This is a genomic window from Gimesia algae (genome assembly GCF_007746795.1).
Lineage (GTDB): Bacteria > Planctomycetota > Planctomycetia > Planctomycetales > Planctomycetaceae > Gimesia > Gimesia algae.
In genome coordinates this window covers 7,664,728-7,679,710 of the sequence record NZ_CP036343.1, presented here as the reverse complement: position 1 = coordinate 7,679,710, position 14,983 = coordinate 7,664,728, and the positions used below count along the sequence as shown (strand labels likewise).

12 protein-coding genes are annotated in these 14,983 nt (G+C 49.2%); 2 read left to right on the top strand and 10 right to left on the bottom strand.

The annotated features are described in order from the left end of the window. Positions 1 to 23 precede the first annotated feature (23 nt). The 6 genes from Pan161_RS29275 to Pan161_RS29250 all read right to left on the bottom strand — a co-directional run bounded on the left by Pan161_RS29275 (position 24) and on the right by Pan161_RS29250 (position 5,644). A complete protein-coding gene (locus Pan161_RS29275; RefSeq protein WP_145232253.1) occupies positions 24 to 776 on the bottom strand; it encodes a zinc metalloprotease in 753 nt (250 codons plus the stop codon). A gap of 288 nt (positions 777 to 1,064) precedes the next feature. Beyond that, a complete protein-coding gene (locus Pan161_RS29270; RefSeq protein ID WP_145232252.1) occupies positions 1,065 to 1,610 on the bottom strand; it encodes a hypothetical protein in 546 nt (181 codons plus the stop codon). A 197-nt stretch (positions 1,611 to 1,807) separates the two neighbouring features. Then, positions 1,808 to 3,181, bottom strand: coding sequence for a Gfo/Idh/MocA family protein (locus Pan161_RS29265; protein ID WP_145232251.1), 1,374 nt, complete (start codon positions 3,179 to 3,181; stop codon positions 1,808 to 1,810). Between the two features lie 149 nt (positions 3,182 to 3,330). Beyond that, positions 3,331 to 4,428, bottom strand: a complete 1,098-nt coding sequence (locus Pan161_RS29260) for a hypothetical protein (RefSeq protein ID WP_145232250.1) — start codon at positions 4,426 to 4,428, stop codon at positions 3,331 to 3,333. A gap of 59 nt (positions 4,429 to 4,487) precedes the next feature. After that, complete coding sequence (locus tag Pan161_RS29255; protein ID WP_145232249.1) at positions 4,488 to 5,168, bottom strand: hypothetical protein; 681 nt, start codon at positions 5,166 to 5,168, stop codon at positions 4,488 to 4,490. A gap of 92 nt (positions 5,169 to 5,260) precedes the next feature. Continuing rightward, positions 5,261 to 5,644, bottom strand: a complete 384-nt coding sequence (locus Pan161_RS29250; RefSeq protein WP_145232248.1) for a LexA family protein — start codon at positions 5,642 to 5,644, stop codon at positions 5,261 to 5,263. Positions 5,645 to 6,082: 438 nt separating this feature from the next. On the opposite strand from Pan161_RS29250, the gene Pan161_RS29245 reads away from it, so the two are divergent. Both Pan161_RS29245 and Pan161_RS29240 read left to right on the top strand, forming a co-directional pair. Further along, positions 6,083 to 9,217 carry a PVC-type heme-binding CxxCH protein gene (locus Pan161_RS29245; RefSeq protein WP_145232247.1) on the top strand — a complete coding sequence of 1,045 codons (3,135 nt, stop codon included), beginning with the start codon at positions 6,083 to 6,085 and terminating at the stop codon, positions 9,215 to 9,217. Between the two features lie 80 nt (positions 9,218 to 9,297). After that, positions 9,298 to 10,782 (top strand): sulfatase family protein, encoded by a 1,485-nt coding sequence (locus tag Pan161_RS29240; protein WP_232103549.1) that lies wholly within the window; start codon positions 9,298 to 9,300, stop codon positions 10,780 to 10,782. 643 nt (positions 10,783 to 11,425) lie between these two features. Here Pan161_RS29240 and Pan161_RS29235 read toward each other — a convergent pair. Genes Pan161_RS29235 through dprA form a run of 4 tightly spaced genes read right to left on the bottom strand, consistent with a single transcriptional unit; the run spans position 11,426 to position 14,840 of the window. Next, positions 11,426 to 12,142, bottom strand: a complete 717-nt coding sequence (locus tag Pan161_RS29235; RefSeq protein ID WP_145232245.1) for an HAD family hydrolase — start codon at positions 12,140 to 12,142, stop codon at positions 11,426 to 11,428. Between the two features lie 18 nt (positions 12,143 to 12,160). Then, positions 12,161 to 12,985 (bottom strand): ferritin-like domain-containing protein, encoded by an 825-nt coding sequence (locus tag Pan161_RS29230; RefSeq protein WP_145232244.1) that lies wholly within the window; start codon positions 12,983 to 12,985, stop codon positions 12,161 to 12,163. 5 nt (positions 12,986 to 12,990) lie between these two features. Next, the gene (locus tag Pan161_RS29225) at positions 12,991 to 13,668 is read right to left on the bottom strand and encodes a class I SAM-dependent methyltransferase (protein ID WP_145232243.1); all 678 of its coding nucleotides are present in this window, start codon (positions 13,666 to 13,668) and stop codon (positions 12,991 to 12,993) included. 41 nt (positions 13,669 to 13,709) lie between these two features. After that, complete coding sequence (gene dprA / locus Pan161_RS29220) at positions 13,710 to 14,840, bottom strand: DNA-processing protein DprA (RefSeq protein WP_145232242.1); 1,131 nt, start codon at positions 14,838 to 14,840, stop codon at positions 13,710 to 13,712. Between the last annotated feature and the right edge of the window lie 143 nt (positions 14,841 to 14,983).

Below are 14,983 nucleotides of genomic sequence, written 5' to 3'. Positions count from 1 at the left end.
CGCTTCTAAAAACGAAGTGTGTCCTATCGCGGAGTTACAAACTCGCAACTACAGTCTCCCGTTTCTGTGATATATCGCATTCCCTGCTTGCATGCTGATCGTACATCTAATCTTAATTGCGAGAGCCATTTTGGAGCAATTTCTCCACGTGCAATTCCAAACAGAGCAAATGCATAACCGAACATCTCCATACTCAGGTACCCTTGTCGCCCCATGCTCCAACCTGATAGGGGGCCATCGTTCCAATAATGTTCCTGCATGACAGCGTTAGCTGAAAACAAACCTAGTCCCAGATATACAGTCAAAAGATCGGTTAACGGTTCGTGATCTTCCTCAATATGCGAAATACGTCGTTGTCCCAGTAGTAGCACGTGTCCGATTTCATGTGCGAGCGTAGCAATGACGGTGAGTGGATTTTCGAGGCTATGAATTTCCAGCCAGATATCAAATTTCCTGGCCGATTCAGAATACATGCCTACCGAGCCTGCGGTCCACATACCTTCTATTTCAGGGCGAAAATCTTCATAGAAATTAAGTCGTAAAATGGAAGGGGAAACGTTCATGTATTCAGCAACAAGATCCATGATTTTCTGAATCTCGTCAGCCGTTCGATGATACTCTTCCGGAAAAAAATCAGTGGTAGGTAGTATGAGAGTTCCTTTTGTGAGTCTCTGCATCCCGAATTCGCCGATCAACCATGAAAAACGATTTTCAATCCATGCTTTTTCTTCTGCTGATACAGGACAAACTGGTTTTGAGCGAAACCATCCAAACATGGAGAAATGTCTTTCAACTTACGCAAGACTCATCTTAGAGATAGCGGATTCACTCTGGACTTTCAAAAGCGGGCTACAACTACATCAGTTTTTCATTGGCAGTTAAATAAATTGTGTATAACACTTCTGTTCGCGGTAATTAACTGATTTTATTTCACGTAAATTGAGTTCCAGAATAAATCTGGTTTGCCAGAGTATTTCGGATCAACATTGGGAATTGATTCACAATCCAGTTCTGATCAGGTACTGCTTTATTTCGAATCTGCTAGCAGTTGTCTTATAAGATCTTCAACTTGTTTTACATTCTGAATTGCCAGAAAGCCGAGGTCGTGCTGTCGTTGTGAGTTGTTCTTTCTCAAAGCGGAATTCTTTATCAAATATGAGGTCCCCAGAGCCGTCTTTCCATTGTTTTCGATGCAATTTTCCAAGATGCTCTGGTTCGAATGATCGGATATCTGTTTTCATCCCACCGGTTAAGATAACCGCCCGGTTTGAGGTTAAGATATAGGCTGTATTCCGGGCTTTTCTTAGCATCCAGAGTGGTGAACTCAGCATACCCAGGCCAATCAGGACGAAGGGGATTCCAAACAGAGGAAAGAAATCGAAGCCTTTTTGAAAATCAGGAAGTTTAAATCCAGCCGCGCCTGCAATCCAGAATAGTGCAAAAGCTGTCCAGGGAATACCAAACAATACAAGGCCTATTGATCGCAAACAAAAACGTCTGGGAATCGGAGTTCCGACCCAGATGATCTTCTCCCCTTCATTGAGTTCAGACTGAATCAATGATTGCAAATACTGAGGGAGTTGCCAGAGACTGGAAGTTTGATCATCCATTCTGAGTTGTTTCCGGCAATCAAAAAACTGAAATGAAATAGTTAAAAAAAGTGTTGTCGTGCAGGTCCGCAATAATGCTGCAGTCAGAACTACAAGATGAAAATCGAGAGCAGTAATACCCGGGTTAGCCTTTAGGTTTTCTTAGGAATCTGATGCGTTTTCAAATTCATTATGACACATTGAATTAATATTCAAAGCTAGCTTAATTCCCAGCCCTTACGATATTCACGTCGAATATACTGGTCCGATTCAGGAGCGTTCGTGGCCTTCATCGTCTGGGTGTCCCAGTGCAGTTTTTTACCTGTACGATAGGCGACATTACCGAGGTGATTGGCTTCAGTGAGCAGGCCCGCGTATTCGAAATTGCAGGTTGTCGGTGCCCCGGTTTTGCAGGCATGAATCCATTCTGCGTGATGTCCCAGAGATTTTGGAATGAATGGCTCCGGGCGTTTGAAGTCGGCGAATTCTTTTTCAGGTAGCAATACATGCTTACTGTAATCGGAAAGGAGCATGCCTTTCTCACCGACGAATAAAACGCCGTTAGACCACTGGGGAATTTTACCATCTTTCCAGATTTGAGGCTTGTTTGTTCCCTGGTACCAGCCCACAGTGACGGGGGGCATCTCGCCACGCTGACCATATTCATAAATGGCCTGCATCGAAGCTGGTGCGATTTCTTTCTGGATCGGCGGTCCTTCCGCTTCAATTGTGAGTGGGTAATCCAGATTCAGTGCCCAGAAAGGCAAGTCGATCCAGTGGCTGCCCAGGTCTGACATGGTACCATTCCCAAAATCCCACCAGCGGTACCATTTGGGCCCCGGGAAATAAATATTATTGAAAGGGCGTTCTGGAGCTGGTCCTAACCAGAGATCCCAGTCCAGTCCTTGAGGAATCTCATCGGAATGGCTTGGTCGTTTTTCCGAGTAGACAAGATCTTTTGCTGCACGCGCGGCTTCTTCCGAAGGATGCCAGCCCCAGGCTCGTGACACCCAGACGTGAGCTTCCTGAACCGGGCCGATGGCGCCGGACTGAATCAGTTCAACAACCCGACGGTAATTATCTCCCGCATGGATCTGAGTACCCATTTGAGTGGCGACATTCGCCTTTCGAGCCGCTTCTCGAATGACGCGCGCTTCCCAGACACTGTGGGTCAGAGGCTTTTCACAGTATACATGTTTTTTCATCTGCAGCGCCGGTAGCGTCGCGAAAGCATGAGTGTGTTCGCAGGTACTCACGACAACAGCGTCAAACTGATCCGGATGATCGTAAACTTTGCGAAAATCTTTGAACTGTTTTGCTTTGGGATGACTCTGTGAGGCGCGAAACAGATTTTGTTCATTCACATCACACAGAACCGTAATATTTTCTGAAGAGACCGAACGGAGATTGCTGCCGCCCCGTCCCCCAGAACCAATAATAGCAATGTTGAGCTTTTCATTCAGGTTGGTTCCCCGCACAATGGCGGGCGCACCGAATCCAATCGCGGCGGCTGCCGATGCAGAAGTTGCCAGAAACCGTCTGCGGCTTATAGTAGATTGAGTCTGGTCTGCTTTTTCGGGTTGATCTTGCACAGGAAGCCTCCACCTCTGAATAAATGGCCTGAAATCCGGGATCCGCTTTTATAAACTATCTTAAACTATGGCAAGATTCAGTAGGCAAGGCAAGAGAAAATGAGAGACTCGAAAGAATTCTGCTCCGATTGAAACTGGCTCGCAGAAGATCAGTCATTGGAACACTGTGGACAACATCCTGAAAGGTCCAGCTCTTCACTGAGCCAGTGCTGATGACAGTTACTGCAGAGATCCAGTTGACCTGGATATTCTTCCAGAAGATTCAGATAGTCGACGATTTGAGTTTGAATCTCAGGGTCGCTACTGAGCTTTCTGCTGAGTATCAGTGTTTCATTTATCAGCGCAGAGGTATCCGTGGAAAAGGTCGTTTGTCTTCGTTCAGGAGACTGACTACCACGTGAAATCTGTCCGGTTTGTGAATTGCTTTCCACAGACCAGAAATGGCCGGCCCGCCAGGTTCCGTCGCCGATCTGTTGCAGAAAAACTTCGACACGGTTTGTTTCCGGACCGGCAACAGGTATGCGTATAATGCTGATTGGTTCGCGTAACTCAGATGATTGATTAACTGGTTCACTCTGCTCCGATTTTGGGCTGCTTACTGCTTGTGATGGATGTTTTATGATGGTTACTGCTGCTTCAGTCGAGTGACAATTCTGTTTGAGAAACATCATCAGTTTATTACGACTGGCATTTCGTTCCCGTTTTGTCTGTTTGAGTTTGAATCGAAGCTGTTTCAGTGAATCGTCTGCTTGAGTGAAATGAGTAATTAATTCAGCCAACTCCTGTGTCATTGCCAACTGCGGCAATGCAATTTCACTGCTGGATTCTATTGCAGCCTCTTCTTCCAGAAAATCAAGAGACTCGCCGTGATACCAGTAACAATAGGCTTTGCGCCACAACTGCCAGCCCGTGGTATCAAGCAGATATGGGTTTTCAGTGATCGGTACTTCTGCTTCACAGGCATTGATTGCCTGTTCTATGATTTCTTCCCGAGAGCCGGATGCTAATTCTCCTTTCATTTCCAGCAATTCACTCTCCATAAAATCTGGCAGCGCGGCAAACTCAGCCCGATATGCTTCGTCAGCTTCCACACCAGCATTGATCCAGGACTGTAGCTGTTCGATTTGAGTGTGCCCGAGTTGTGCCACGCGCGACTGCGAGAAATCAATACCCCATTCGGCAAGTTGACCGTTGATAGTGCGGCAGGTAATTTCATCAATATCGGTTTCTGAAAACTGGTTTTCCATGGACGTACTTTCCCTGTGAAATAATTAAATGTGATTTAGAATGTGTCAGTTCAAGAAGTTTAGAGGCAGCTCACTGCATAAGTGGCTGTTCCCTGTTGACACTGGGTTAAAGCAAGGCGTGCTGTTTCTGTTCTAATAGAGACAGGCAGATAATCACCCAGGATTTCGATCTTGATCTCATCTGGCAGCAGGCCTTCCTGCTTCGGAATGGTTGTTGAGCCATAGGGAGTATGGATTACTTCCCATGTAGTCTCATTTTCCAGTTCGGTTAAAGCCTGTTGTTCCACATGTTTCAGGTCTTCCCAAGTCTGCTCTGCCAATGAAAATGCCGGCTGACTGTGAATGTTAGACTGATGAAACGATTCAAAAACCTGGATCATTTCACGCCAGCCTGCGATCGCCGCTTCATAAGATTGTGCCATTGCCTGGCAGACCTCTGCTTCTTCCAGATCGCCCTTCAATCGTTCCAGCTTCGAGTTTTCCTGGTTCAATTTGCGAGCCAGCCGTTGCATCTGCTGTTCCTGGTTCGTCAACAGTTCATTGCATTGCTGTACATCGGTTGAAGCTTCTCCTGATGTCAGACCTTCGTATTCATCTTCGATCGTCAGCAGATTGGTATAACTGTTTTTTAGTGCCTCTGGAATTTCTGATGCGGATGCTACGTTCTCAGATCCAGCTCTTGAGTCTCTGTTAAAAGGCAGAAGTTCATCTGTCTCGTTTGATTCCGGGTTTTGATCCATGCTGATAAATCCTCCAGGTATGAAATATGTTTTGCCAGCCAGGTTTTAAGGCATGATTTGACTTCAGGGCATTTTCTATAATGCAGAATTACTCAAGGATCTTTGCGAACTTCTCCCATCGTGTCAGGTGCAATCAGTTCCAGCGTGACACTGCGATCTTTCACGCCGACACATCCGAGATAGATTTCTCCGATACAACCGGCTTCACCTGGAGTGAGTGTGATCATCTGTGTGACCGGTTCTGCAATCAGAGTAATGCCACGTGACAGGTAGTGATCCCGTTTAATCCAGCCTTTTCGTTCCAGCGCGCGGAGATGACACATCACTCCATTTGATGATCGAATGCCGAATTGTTCTGCAATTTCCCGCACTGTAGGCGATAGACGTTGTTGCGTGATTTCCTGTTTGATAAATGAGTAGATGGCCTCTTGTTTTTCGGTCAGTGTTTTTCGCGTCGAAATGTCTGTTGTCTGCATTTGAAAACTCCCTTGTGTACTGGTGAAGTGCTGTGCGTTACGTAGGAATTATAGCGGGAAAAAAGCGGTCAGAAATTTTCACCGCAGGCATCAAAACCGCGAAATGATCGATTCCGCCAGTTCGCGACGAAAACGGTTTTTTTGCGAAAGATGCCGCCTGGAACTGCCGGAATAAGATGTGATTTATTTTATTTTTTCAAGGTGCGAACATTCCGTGATATCAGGACATGAGAAATCCACTCTCAATTGCAGTTCAATTCATATCATCAAATTCGAACGCGATCAGTCTCTGTTTTGTACAGTTGGGAATCTTATGAATTCTTCAGAATGCTGTTTGTGTGCATTCTTTACTTTGTTTACAATGTCAGGTCCTCGCTGAGAGCTTACCTGGGTATCGTCATCCATTGACTTATTTCTTGCCTGATAAAGGTGACTGCTGTGAATCTTTTGCCGAAGTACAAATCGCTCTTGAATGGTTTTGTTATCGTGATTCTTGTTCTGTTTTTTCCAATAGAGAAAACGACGGCGGAAGATCTGCCCCGCGTTCCGGATGGTTTCAGTATCGAACGGGTCACTAACAGTGAACTGACAAAATATCCAATGATGGCAGGTTTTGATGATCGCGGGCGGCTGTTCATTGCAGAAAGTTCGGGAGAAAACACGCGTGCTCCCCAGTTGATTAAAGAACCGAAAAGTATGATTCGCATGCTCGTGGATCGGGATGGCGACGGACGCTTTGATCAGAGTACGGTATTCGCGGATAAGTTGACCCTGCCGATGGGCGCACTCTGGCACGAGGGATCACTCTATGTTGCCAGTCCTCCCAATATCTGGAAGCTGACGGATCACGACGACGACGGCGTGGCGGATGAGCGGAAGATTATCGTCGATTCGTTCGGCTTCTCTGGTAATGCGGCTAGTATCCACGGATGTTTTCGTGGGCCGGAAGGACGGCTCTACTGGTGTGATGGCAGACACGGTCACGAATTCAAAGATAAGTCAGGCAAGGTCACCAGCAAAGGATTGGCCGCCCGGATCTTTTCCTGTAACCCCGATGGCTCCGATATCGAGGTGCATTGTGGTGGCGGTATGGATAATCCCGTCGAGATCGATTTCACTCCCGAAGGGGAAATGATTGGTTCGGTAAATATTTTAATGAACCGTCCCCGCGTGGACTGTCTGGTGCACTGGCTGGAAGGAGGCGTCTATCCTCACTTTGAGGATTGTGTCGCTGAATTCAAACGCACGGGAGAACTGTTGGGACCGATCACCCGCTTTGGTCACGTCGCCGTTTCCGGCATGTTACGCTATCGGGGATCGCAGTTCGGACCAGAATATCAAGGCAATATTTTCACGACGATATTTAATACTCACAAAGTCATACGCTCCCAGCTGATACGTAACGGAGCCACATTTGAAACCAAAGAAGAAGACTTTCTGGTTTCAGATGATCCCGACTTTCATCCCACTGATATCATCGAAGACGCTGATGGCAGCCTGCTGGTGATTAACACTGGTGGCTGGTTCCGCATTGGTTGTCCCCAATCTCAGATTTCCAAGCCAGACATTCATGGAGCCATCTATCGTATTCGTAAGACAGGCACACCGGCGCTGAAAGATCCTTATGGTCTAACTCTGGACTGGAAATCATTGTCACCCCCTCGCAAGCTGCAGTTGTTGAACGACACACGTCCCTTTGTGCAGCAGAAGGCCATCGAAGAACTGGCCCGTGTTGGCGATCTGGCTGTGCCTCAGCTTGCAAAAGTAATCGAATCACCCAGCGGTTCCTTTTATAATGATACCAGTAAACGCAATGCGGTCTGGACATTATCGCGCATTGGAACAGGTAAAGCAGTAACTGCAATTCAAAACGGTCTGGCATCCTCGGAGAGTGTGCAGATGACGGCAGCGAAAGCGCTGGGGACGTTGCGAAATTCGCAATCAGTTGATCAGTTAATCGCGTTATTGAAACAGAACAAACCCCCCGTACAACGTACCGCGGCAACTGCCTTGGGGCGCATTTGTGAGGCAGGGCGACGTGACTCTGTTTCGGATGAACAGTTGCAGTCGGTAGTGAAATCTCTATTCAATGTAATCAAATCCGGGACTCCAGATCGAACGCTGGAGCATGCTCTCATCTATGCATTGATTCGTATCGACAATCGCGATCTGGTTCTCTCTGGCCTGGATGATTCCAGTCCGGCTGTCCGCCGCGCGGCGTTGATTGCTCTGGACCAGATGAACTCGGGTAATCTGACTCGGGAACTGGTAACCCCCCTGCTGGACACCGATGATCCGGCTTTGCAGAAAGAGGCTCTGACGATAATCGGAGAACATGAGGGGTGGGCCGGCGAAACTATGACGCTGTTGAAAACCTGGTTGAGCGAAGCGGAGCTGAGTTCGGAGCGGGCTGCGGTACTGCGGGGTTTTCTGGTCGCGCAGTCTGCTGATCCCGAAGTGCAATCACTGATTGCTCAGTCACTGACGAGTGATGAAACATCAGAGCCTGCAAAGACGATTCTACTGGAAGTCATTCAGCGTTCTACGTTGAAAGAGTTTCCTGTCGCCTGGCGTTCTGCACTGGGGCAGATTTTGAAGACGGCTGAACCTGAATTACAGATTTTCGTCGTCCGCATTGCTCAGACTCATGATCAGCCTGATCTCAATGAACAGTTAACGTCTTTAGCACTGGATGTGAAACAGCCGGCTTCTCTGCGAATTGAAGCATTTTCCGCTGTCGGTTCCCATTTAAAAAGCATCGATCAGAGTACGTTCAATTTTCTCATGTCTCGAATGAATGAAGAGTATCCGCCTCTGGATCGTCTGGCGGCGGCAAGAGCACTGTCAGGATTGCCACAATCTGCCAATCAATTAATCCAGTTATCAAAACAACTGGACGCACCCGGGCCCCTCGCGCTGCCGGTTCTGTTAAGAGCTTATGCGAAAAGCGTCGATGAGGCTGTGGGGCTGGCTTTGATTACGGGCTTGAATGGTTCTTCCGCTGCGACGAACTTGTCGGCGGATGAACTGGCGAGCCTGTTACAGAAGTATCCCGAATCGGTTCAGCAGGCAGCGACACCGCTGTTGAAGAAACTGGGCGTGGATCTGGCACAGCAGAAGGCGCACCTGGAATCTCTCAAGCCTCTGCTCACAGAGGGACGGCTGGAAGAAGGACGCAAAATCTTCTTCGGTAAGAAAGCAGCCTGCTCGGGTTGTCATGCGGTCGAAGATTCCGGCGGAAAAGTGGGGCCCGATCTGACAAAAATTGGTGCTATTCGTACCGGAACAGATTTACTGGAAGCGATTGCACTTCCCAGCGCCAGCTTTGCGCGTGGCTATCGTTCCTATCTGGTAGTGACGGATGCCGGACGTATTTATACGGGCGTCATCAGTCGCGAATCGACGGATACCGTCTACCTCAGAACCGCGGATCTGTCCGAAGTACGGATCGCCCGTGATCAGATTGAAGTCATGAAAGAGTCGCCGACTTCGATCATGCCTAAAGGACTGGAGCAGCGTCTGACTCAGCAGGAAATCCGGGATTTGCTTGCGTACCTGCAGAATCGCAAGTAAAGTGGAATCAATGTCCCGATTCCTCTGATTCCAGCCGTTAAGGGTGCGCTATGTTTAATAGTACTTGTGTAGCACGAATAATGTCCTGCTGCATCTTCATAATTACCCTTTGCATTGTTTCACACACTCAGGCATCGGAAGAGCAGAAGCGACCTAATATTCTGTTCGCGATTGCCGATGACTGGGGTTGGCCGCATGCAGGAGCTTATGGCGATCCGGTTGTGAAAACGCCTACGTTTGATCGGCTGGCCCGCGAGGGTGTGCTGTTTCAAAATGCGTATGTCTCCTCGCCTTCCTGCACCCCTTCGCGCGGGGCAATTCTGACCGGTAAATATCATTGGCAGCTCGAAGCGGGGGCGAACCTGCATTGCATTTTTCCTGACAAGTTCGAAACATATCCGGAAATTCTCAAGGCACACGGTTATCAGGTCGGCTACACCGGCAAAGCCTGGGGGCCGGGACGTACCGAAACCACCGGCCGCGAACTGGCGGGAAAACGCTTTAAGAGTTTTCAGGATTTTCTACAGCATCAGAAACAAGGCGAACCTTTCTGCTTCTGGCTGGGCAGCAGTGATCCGCATCGTCCTTATGAGGCAGGTACCGGGGTGCAGAGTGGGATGGATCTCTTCCAGATCAAACTGCCTGCCTGCTTTCCGGATGCATCGGTCGTTCGCAGTGATGTCGCCGACTATTACTTTGAAGTACAGCGTTTTGATAAACTGGTAGGTGACGCGATGAAGTCACTCGAAGAAAAAGGCGAACTCGATAACACGATCATATTTATGACCGGCGATCACGGTATGCCGTTCCCGCGTGGGAAAAGTTGTCTGTATGATACGGGTACGCGCGTGCCTCTCGCAGCCCGCTGGCCTGAAAAAATCAAGGCCGGTCGCTCAGTCACCGATTTTGTCAGCCTGATTGATCTGGCGCCCACCTATTATGAGGCAGCGGGAGTGAAAATTCCGACGGATGTGACCGGTCGCAGCCTGATGCCTGTCTTGACGAATTCAAAATCAGGCCGAATCACTGACAACAGGGACGAAGTTATCTTTGGTAAGGAGCGGCATGTGCCTTCCCAGGAAGCACCCGACATGGGGGGCTATCCCTGTCGTGCCATTCGTACCGATGACTTTCTTTACATTCACAACATCCGACCCGATCGCTGGCCGGCGGGCACACCCGATTATCAACACGCGGCCATTCCAGGTACCTGGTATGGAGACTGTGACAATGGTCCGACCAAGACCTATATGGTCGAAAATAAAAACAAGGATGCAACTCATCGTCGACTGTATGATCTGGCATTTGGAAAGCTGCCGGCGGAAGAACTGTATGATCTGCGGAATGATCCGGATCAGTTGCAGAACGTTGCCGCCTCTCCGATGTACGAGAAGATCAAAGCGAAACTGGCAAATGAACTGCAACAGCAACTGGTAGCCACCCACGATCCCCGCGAGTTGGGGCAGGGGGATGAGCTTGAGAAACATCCCTACTTAGGCGGCGGTCCAAAGCATCCCAGCCTCGAAGTCAAACGGAAAAAACGGGGCAAGAAGCAGAGTAAGTAATCTCAAAGCTTCTAATCGTTTTCCGTTAATTGGTATAGGTAGATGTTTTCGGTCAAAAAATTGATTACGCATTGCATGTTGCCGACTGTGACAATGTGATTCTCTGTAATTTGCACATCATATTGTTTGTTAGCGCTGTCGTAAAAAACGATAACGCCGTTTGCTAATTCGTAGACAACCCAATAGCGTGTTCAAATGAGTCTGGGGTTTTTGATTTGAGCTTTACGCAGCCGTTGTTTCATTGGTGAAAATCGACATTCTCTTCGCTGTGATTGCACTTCCAGGAAAACGTGTCCAGGATCGTATGAATAATCAAAGGTTTTTGAACAATTCATGCATGTGAGAACCGGCAGTTCGTTTCTGCAGATTTGTTGAACAGCATCAAGATCTTTCCCGCAGTCAGGGCAGATACCGTTAAATGCTCGATTTTTTTCAGGCTTTGAAAAGGGCCACATAATAGACACCGCGTTCTCAGACGATTACTCGATAATCTGAATTCTAGATCGCATCAAATTCCACCTGTGCGTCTTAACAATCTATGATACTCGGCCTAAATGACCCTGGAGACACGATAGTAAAACTTGATACAGTCTAATTTGACTCGCGGTGGCGAAGCAACAGGAATGAAGAGAAATTGCTACTATTAAGAGATCTGAAGCCAGCTTTTCAATTCTGAATGAAACTTACCTGCCTCTACTTCTAAAAAATCACTCTTCCACTGAATTGCAGTGCCACCAGCTGCTTGAAACTCTCTGCAGTTTTTTTCCAAGTCATCCAGCAACAGGGCATCGCTGAAATCAAGGGTATGTGATGAGAGCCAGTGTTCAAAGAAGCGTCGGGGATCTTCGCTTTTCAAGATACGTTGTGTGCTGGAGCAGAGTACATCATCGAACAGTCTGGCTGTTGTGAAGAATGACGTTGTTTTTGTTTCTTTCAATCGCGGTGACTGCTGTCTTGCCCGTAGAATCGCATCATGAAAACAATCCATGTTGTCGGTCGCCAGCACGATGGCTGTACCTGTCTGCTGTGCTGACTGTAACAGCGGGATCAATTGACTGTTGACCCGCATCAGTTGGCAGTCATCCACTGATTTTCGCGCGAGATAATCAGGCGGGAACTCTGGATTCGCTTCAATCTGCAGTCTGTCGACAATCTGGCTGGTGGTGATGTTTCCCCGCATCCAGTCTCGGACTAAGGAATCGTTTTCCGCAAAGAGATACCTGACTGCTTCCGAGAGCGATGAGTGGAGTGGATGCTCTTCATTGTGAATGATGGACATCCAGAAAGGATCGAGTGAGAGTACGCCATGCCAGTCAACGAAAATCACCTTGTTCCAGCGGACTTGACCTTGTTGATTCATACTGGAGTCCCCGCCATCTCAATCGAGGTTTTTCGGTTTCTGGTTGGGTGGCTGATCGGAGTGAGCTGCCTGGTAAAGCCGATCAATGAATTCGTCTGTCATGCCGGTCTCCCTGCGTGCTTCCCTGTTGAAGGTATCACCCACGGAAAGAGCAGCACGGATGGGCCAGTGCAGATGCTGTTCGTAGGCTTCCCAGTCCGAGAGATGGTCGGGTTTTAACTGTCGCAGCCAGTGCAATCCAAAGGCAACGTGCTGAATTTCATCGCGATAGACGACCTTCATCAAAGCAGCACTGCGTTGATCTCCGGCATCTAGAAAGTACTGTTCGAATTCGCCTGTATGATCCAGGTTGCGACCTTCAAATGTCAGAGGCAGGCCGGCCAGGTAATCGAGTAGGCTTTCATAACTGAGAGCCTTCTTCCAGATATAACAGTTTACGGGTAGACTGCCAAACTCCAGTCCCAGTACCGCAGCCCGTTCTTTATGCATGCGGGTGTGTCGTTGTTCGTCTGCCATGATGGCGCACATGCCCTGACGAAATTCAGCAGGCGCCTCGGGGAAAGCACACAGGACATAGGCCATCACTTCCAGCGCCTGCAGTTCATGGTTCGCCATGATGTGGTGGGCGAGCGCCCGCTTTTCCTGCTCCACCAATGCTGCAGGTTTCGGCATGGCGGGAGCCGTGCGGGGGGCGGCGAACTGCAAATTGGCCGGGCGCGTCGGTTCTTTGATGCGCAGCGAATCTCCCGGACAGTCGTCGGTTAAAATCGGGGGAGCGGGTTTTAATTTCTCTTCCAGTGAATCACTGAGGAGCACCCGTTCTGCAAATTCGCGAATTTCCATACTGCTCAATTTGTTGTTGAAGGAGTGTAGCGGGCACGAAACAGGGCCACACAGCCCGTCACTTTCAGTTCCACGTCAGTATAACGACTCTGGAGCCGAGATTGTAACTCATCCCGACTGTCTGCTGCGTTAGTGAAGATCTTTTTCTCATTGTAGAAGTTCATTAATTTGCGGGCGGGCAGGCTGCGAGGAATTCCTTCTGCCAGAATGGTCGAGCCCGAGATAATGGCTCCCGGGTTCAACCATTGATTAAGATGATCAAACAGAATTGATTTTGTAGTTAGATCACCGGGTAGACAATGCAGGAGATAGTTCAGACTGACCGAGTCGAATCGTTTTGGCTGGTCGGGCAGGGGCTGCAGGATGTCTGCCTGATAACTTTCGGGTTTATATCTGCCGGCCCGACTGGTGGCGGCTGCGAGGCTGTTTGAATTCAGGTCGAGCAGGCCCAGTCTGACGTTCAAATCTGGAAACGTGCAATGTTCCAGATAGTAACCGGTGCCGACTCCCACATCCAGATGATTGGCGGTCAGACTCTGGTTCATCCAGCTCAAGATGTGTCGGGTACGACACTTCCAGATCAGAGAGTTGGAGATACCCAGGACCCAGAGATCATAGATCGATAAAATACGTTTGGAATAGACGGCCTGGCCGGCGGTGCTTGCTTCGGATGGAGAATTCATCTTGAGATGTTAATAAGAATTGCTGCTTTTGGGAATCGTAATCAACCCATGGCGCGGACCAGATACCCACCGGGCAGGCGTTTGACCACTTTGCGCATTTCCAGAATTGTGAGAGTGGAAAGAATGCGCGAGGAATCGAGATGGCTCGACTGAACAATTTCGTTGAGATGCTGTGGTTCCAGTGTGACCAGATTCAGAATATCACGTTCAAATTCGCTTAACGAGAGTTCGCGTGGCGTATGGACTTCCCGGTTTTGTGCTGTCATGACAGGTGTCTTCGCCGGGCCCAGTCCTTCCAGGATGTCTTCCACATCCCGGACGAGCATGGCACCGTCGCGAATCAGGTCATGACAGCCGGCACTGGCGGGATGATCAATGCGACCAGGGACGGCAAAGACTTCACGCCCCTGTTCGTAAGCATGCCGCGCAGTGTGCAGGGCACCACTTTTGCGACCTGCTTCGATCAAGACAACGCCCATGGAAAATCCGCTGATGATGCGATTACGCTGAGGAAACAGGCCAGCGACCGGCGCCTGATCCAGACAAAACTCGGTGACGATTGCGCCTTGACGGGCGACGGAATCCGCCAGATCCCGGTGTTCGGGAGGGTAAATATGAGCCAGCCCGGTCGCCATGACGGCAATCGTGCGCCCCCCTGCTTTGAGCGCGCCGGTGTGAGCTGCCTGGTCAATCCCTCGGGCGAGACCACTGACAATAGTAATCCCGGCCCGCGCCAGCGCAGCGGCGATCTTTTCTGCCTGCTGCAGTCCATAATGAGTGCATTTGCGTGAGCCGACGATTGCGACCGCCAGTTCGTCTTCCGGCAACAGGCTTCCTTTACAGTAAAGCAGGGAAGGCGGATCGGGCATTTCTCTCAGGAGCGATGGGTACTCTGCTGAATCCTCAAATAAGATCTGATAACCAGATTCGCGACAGCGTCGGAGTTCGTCTGCCGCAGTCGATTTTGCTTCACGATAAATGATGGCGTCGGCCAGTTTGGTCCCGATGCCCGGGACATTGAGCAATTCCTGACGGGGGGCGTTCAAGATTTCAGCCGGGCTACCAAACTGATCCAGTAACGTCCGGCGAATCCGCGGGCCGACTCCCCGGATCAGATTTAACTGAATCAGCTCAAGCAGTGGCTGATCGGATTCCTGTATTGGCTCGCCCATAATTGCAGGACCTTCATGGATGGATGCTGTGATTCACGAACGTACATGTTCTCAGAAAAGGTATGAAAAAACAACTAAGATCGGCTGTCATTCCCGGGGAAGCGACTGTTCACACTTGACAGCAGCCGCCTGCAGCCTCTAAA

Coding starts and splice junctions, on each gene's coding strand:
- Pan161_RS29225 (WP_145232243.1), bottom strand. CDS start 13,668: ATGAATTCTCCATCCGAAGCAAGCACCGCCGGCCAGGCCGTCTATTCC.
- Pan161_RS29230 (WP_145232244.1), bottom strand. CDS start 12,985: ATGGAAATTCGCGAATTTGCAGAACGGGTGCTCCTCAGTGATTCACTG.
- Pan161_RS29235 (WP_145232245.1), bottom strand. CDS start 12,142: ATGAATCAACAAGGTCAAGTCCGCTGGAACAAGGTGATTTTCGTTGAC.
- Pan161_RS29275 (WP_145232253.1), bottom strand. CDS start 776: ATGTTTGGATGGTTTCGCTCAAAACCAGTTTGTCCTGTATCAGCAGAA.
- Pan161_RS29260 (WP_145232250.1), bottom strand. CDS start 4,428: ATGGAAAACCAGTTTTCAGAAACCGATATTGATGAAATTACCTGCCGC.
- Pan161_RS29240 (WP_232103549.1), top strand. CDS start 9,298: ATGTCCTGCTGCATCTTCATAATTACCCTTTGCATTGTTTCACACACT.
- dprA (WP_145232242.1), bottom strand. CDS start 14,840: ATGGGCGAGCCAATACAGGAATCCGATCAGCCACTGCTTGAGCTGATT.
- Pan161_RS29250 (WP_145232248.1), bottom strand. CDS start 5,644: ATGCAGACAACAGACATTTCGACGCGAAAAACACTGACCGAAAAACAA.
- Pan161_RS29255 (WP_145232249.1), bottom strand. CDS start 5,168: ATGGATCAAAACCCGGAATCAAACGAGACAGATGAACTTCTGCCTTTT.
- Pan161_RS29270 (WP_145232252.1), bottom strand. CDS start 1,610: ATGGATGATCAAACTTCCAGTCTCTGGCAACTCCCTCAGTATTTGCAA.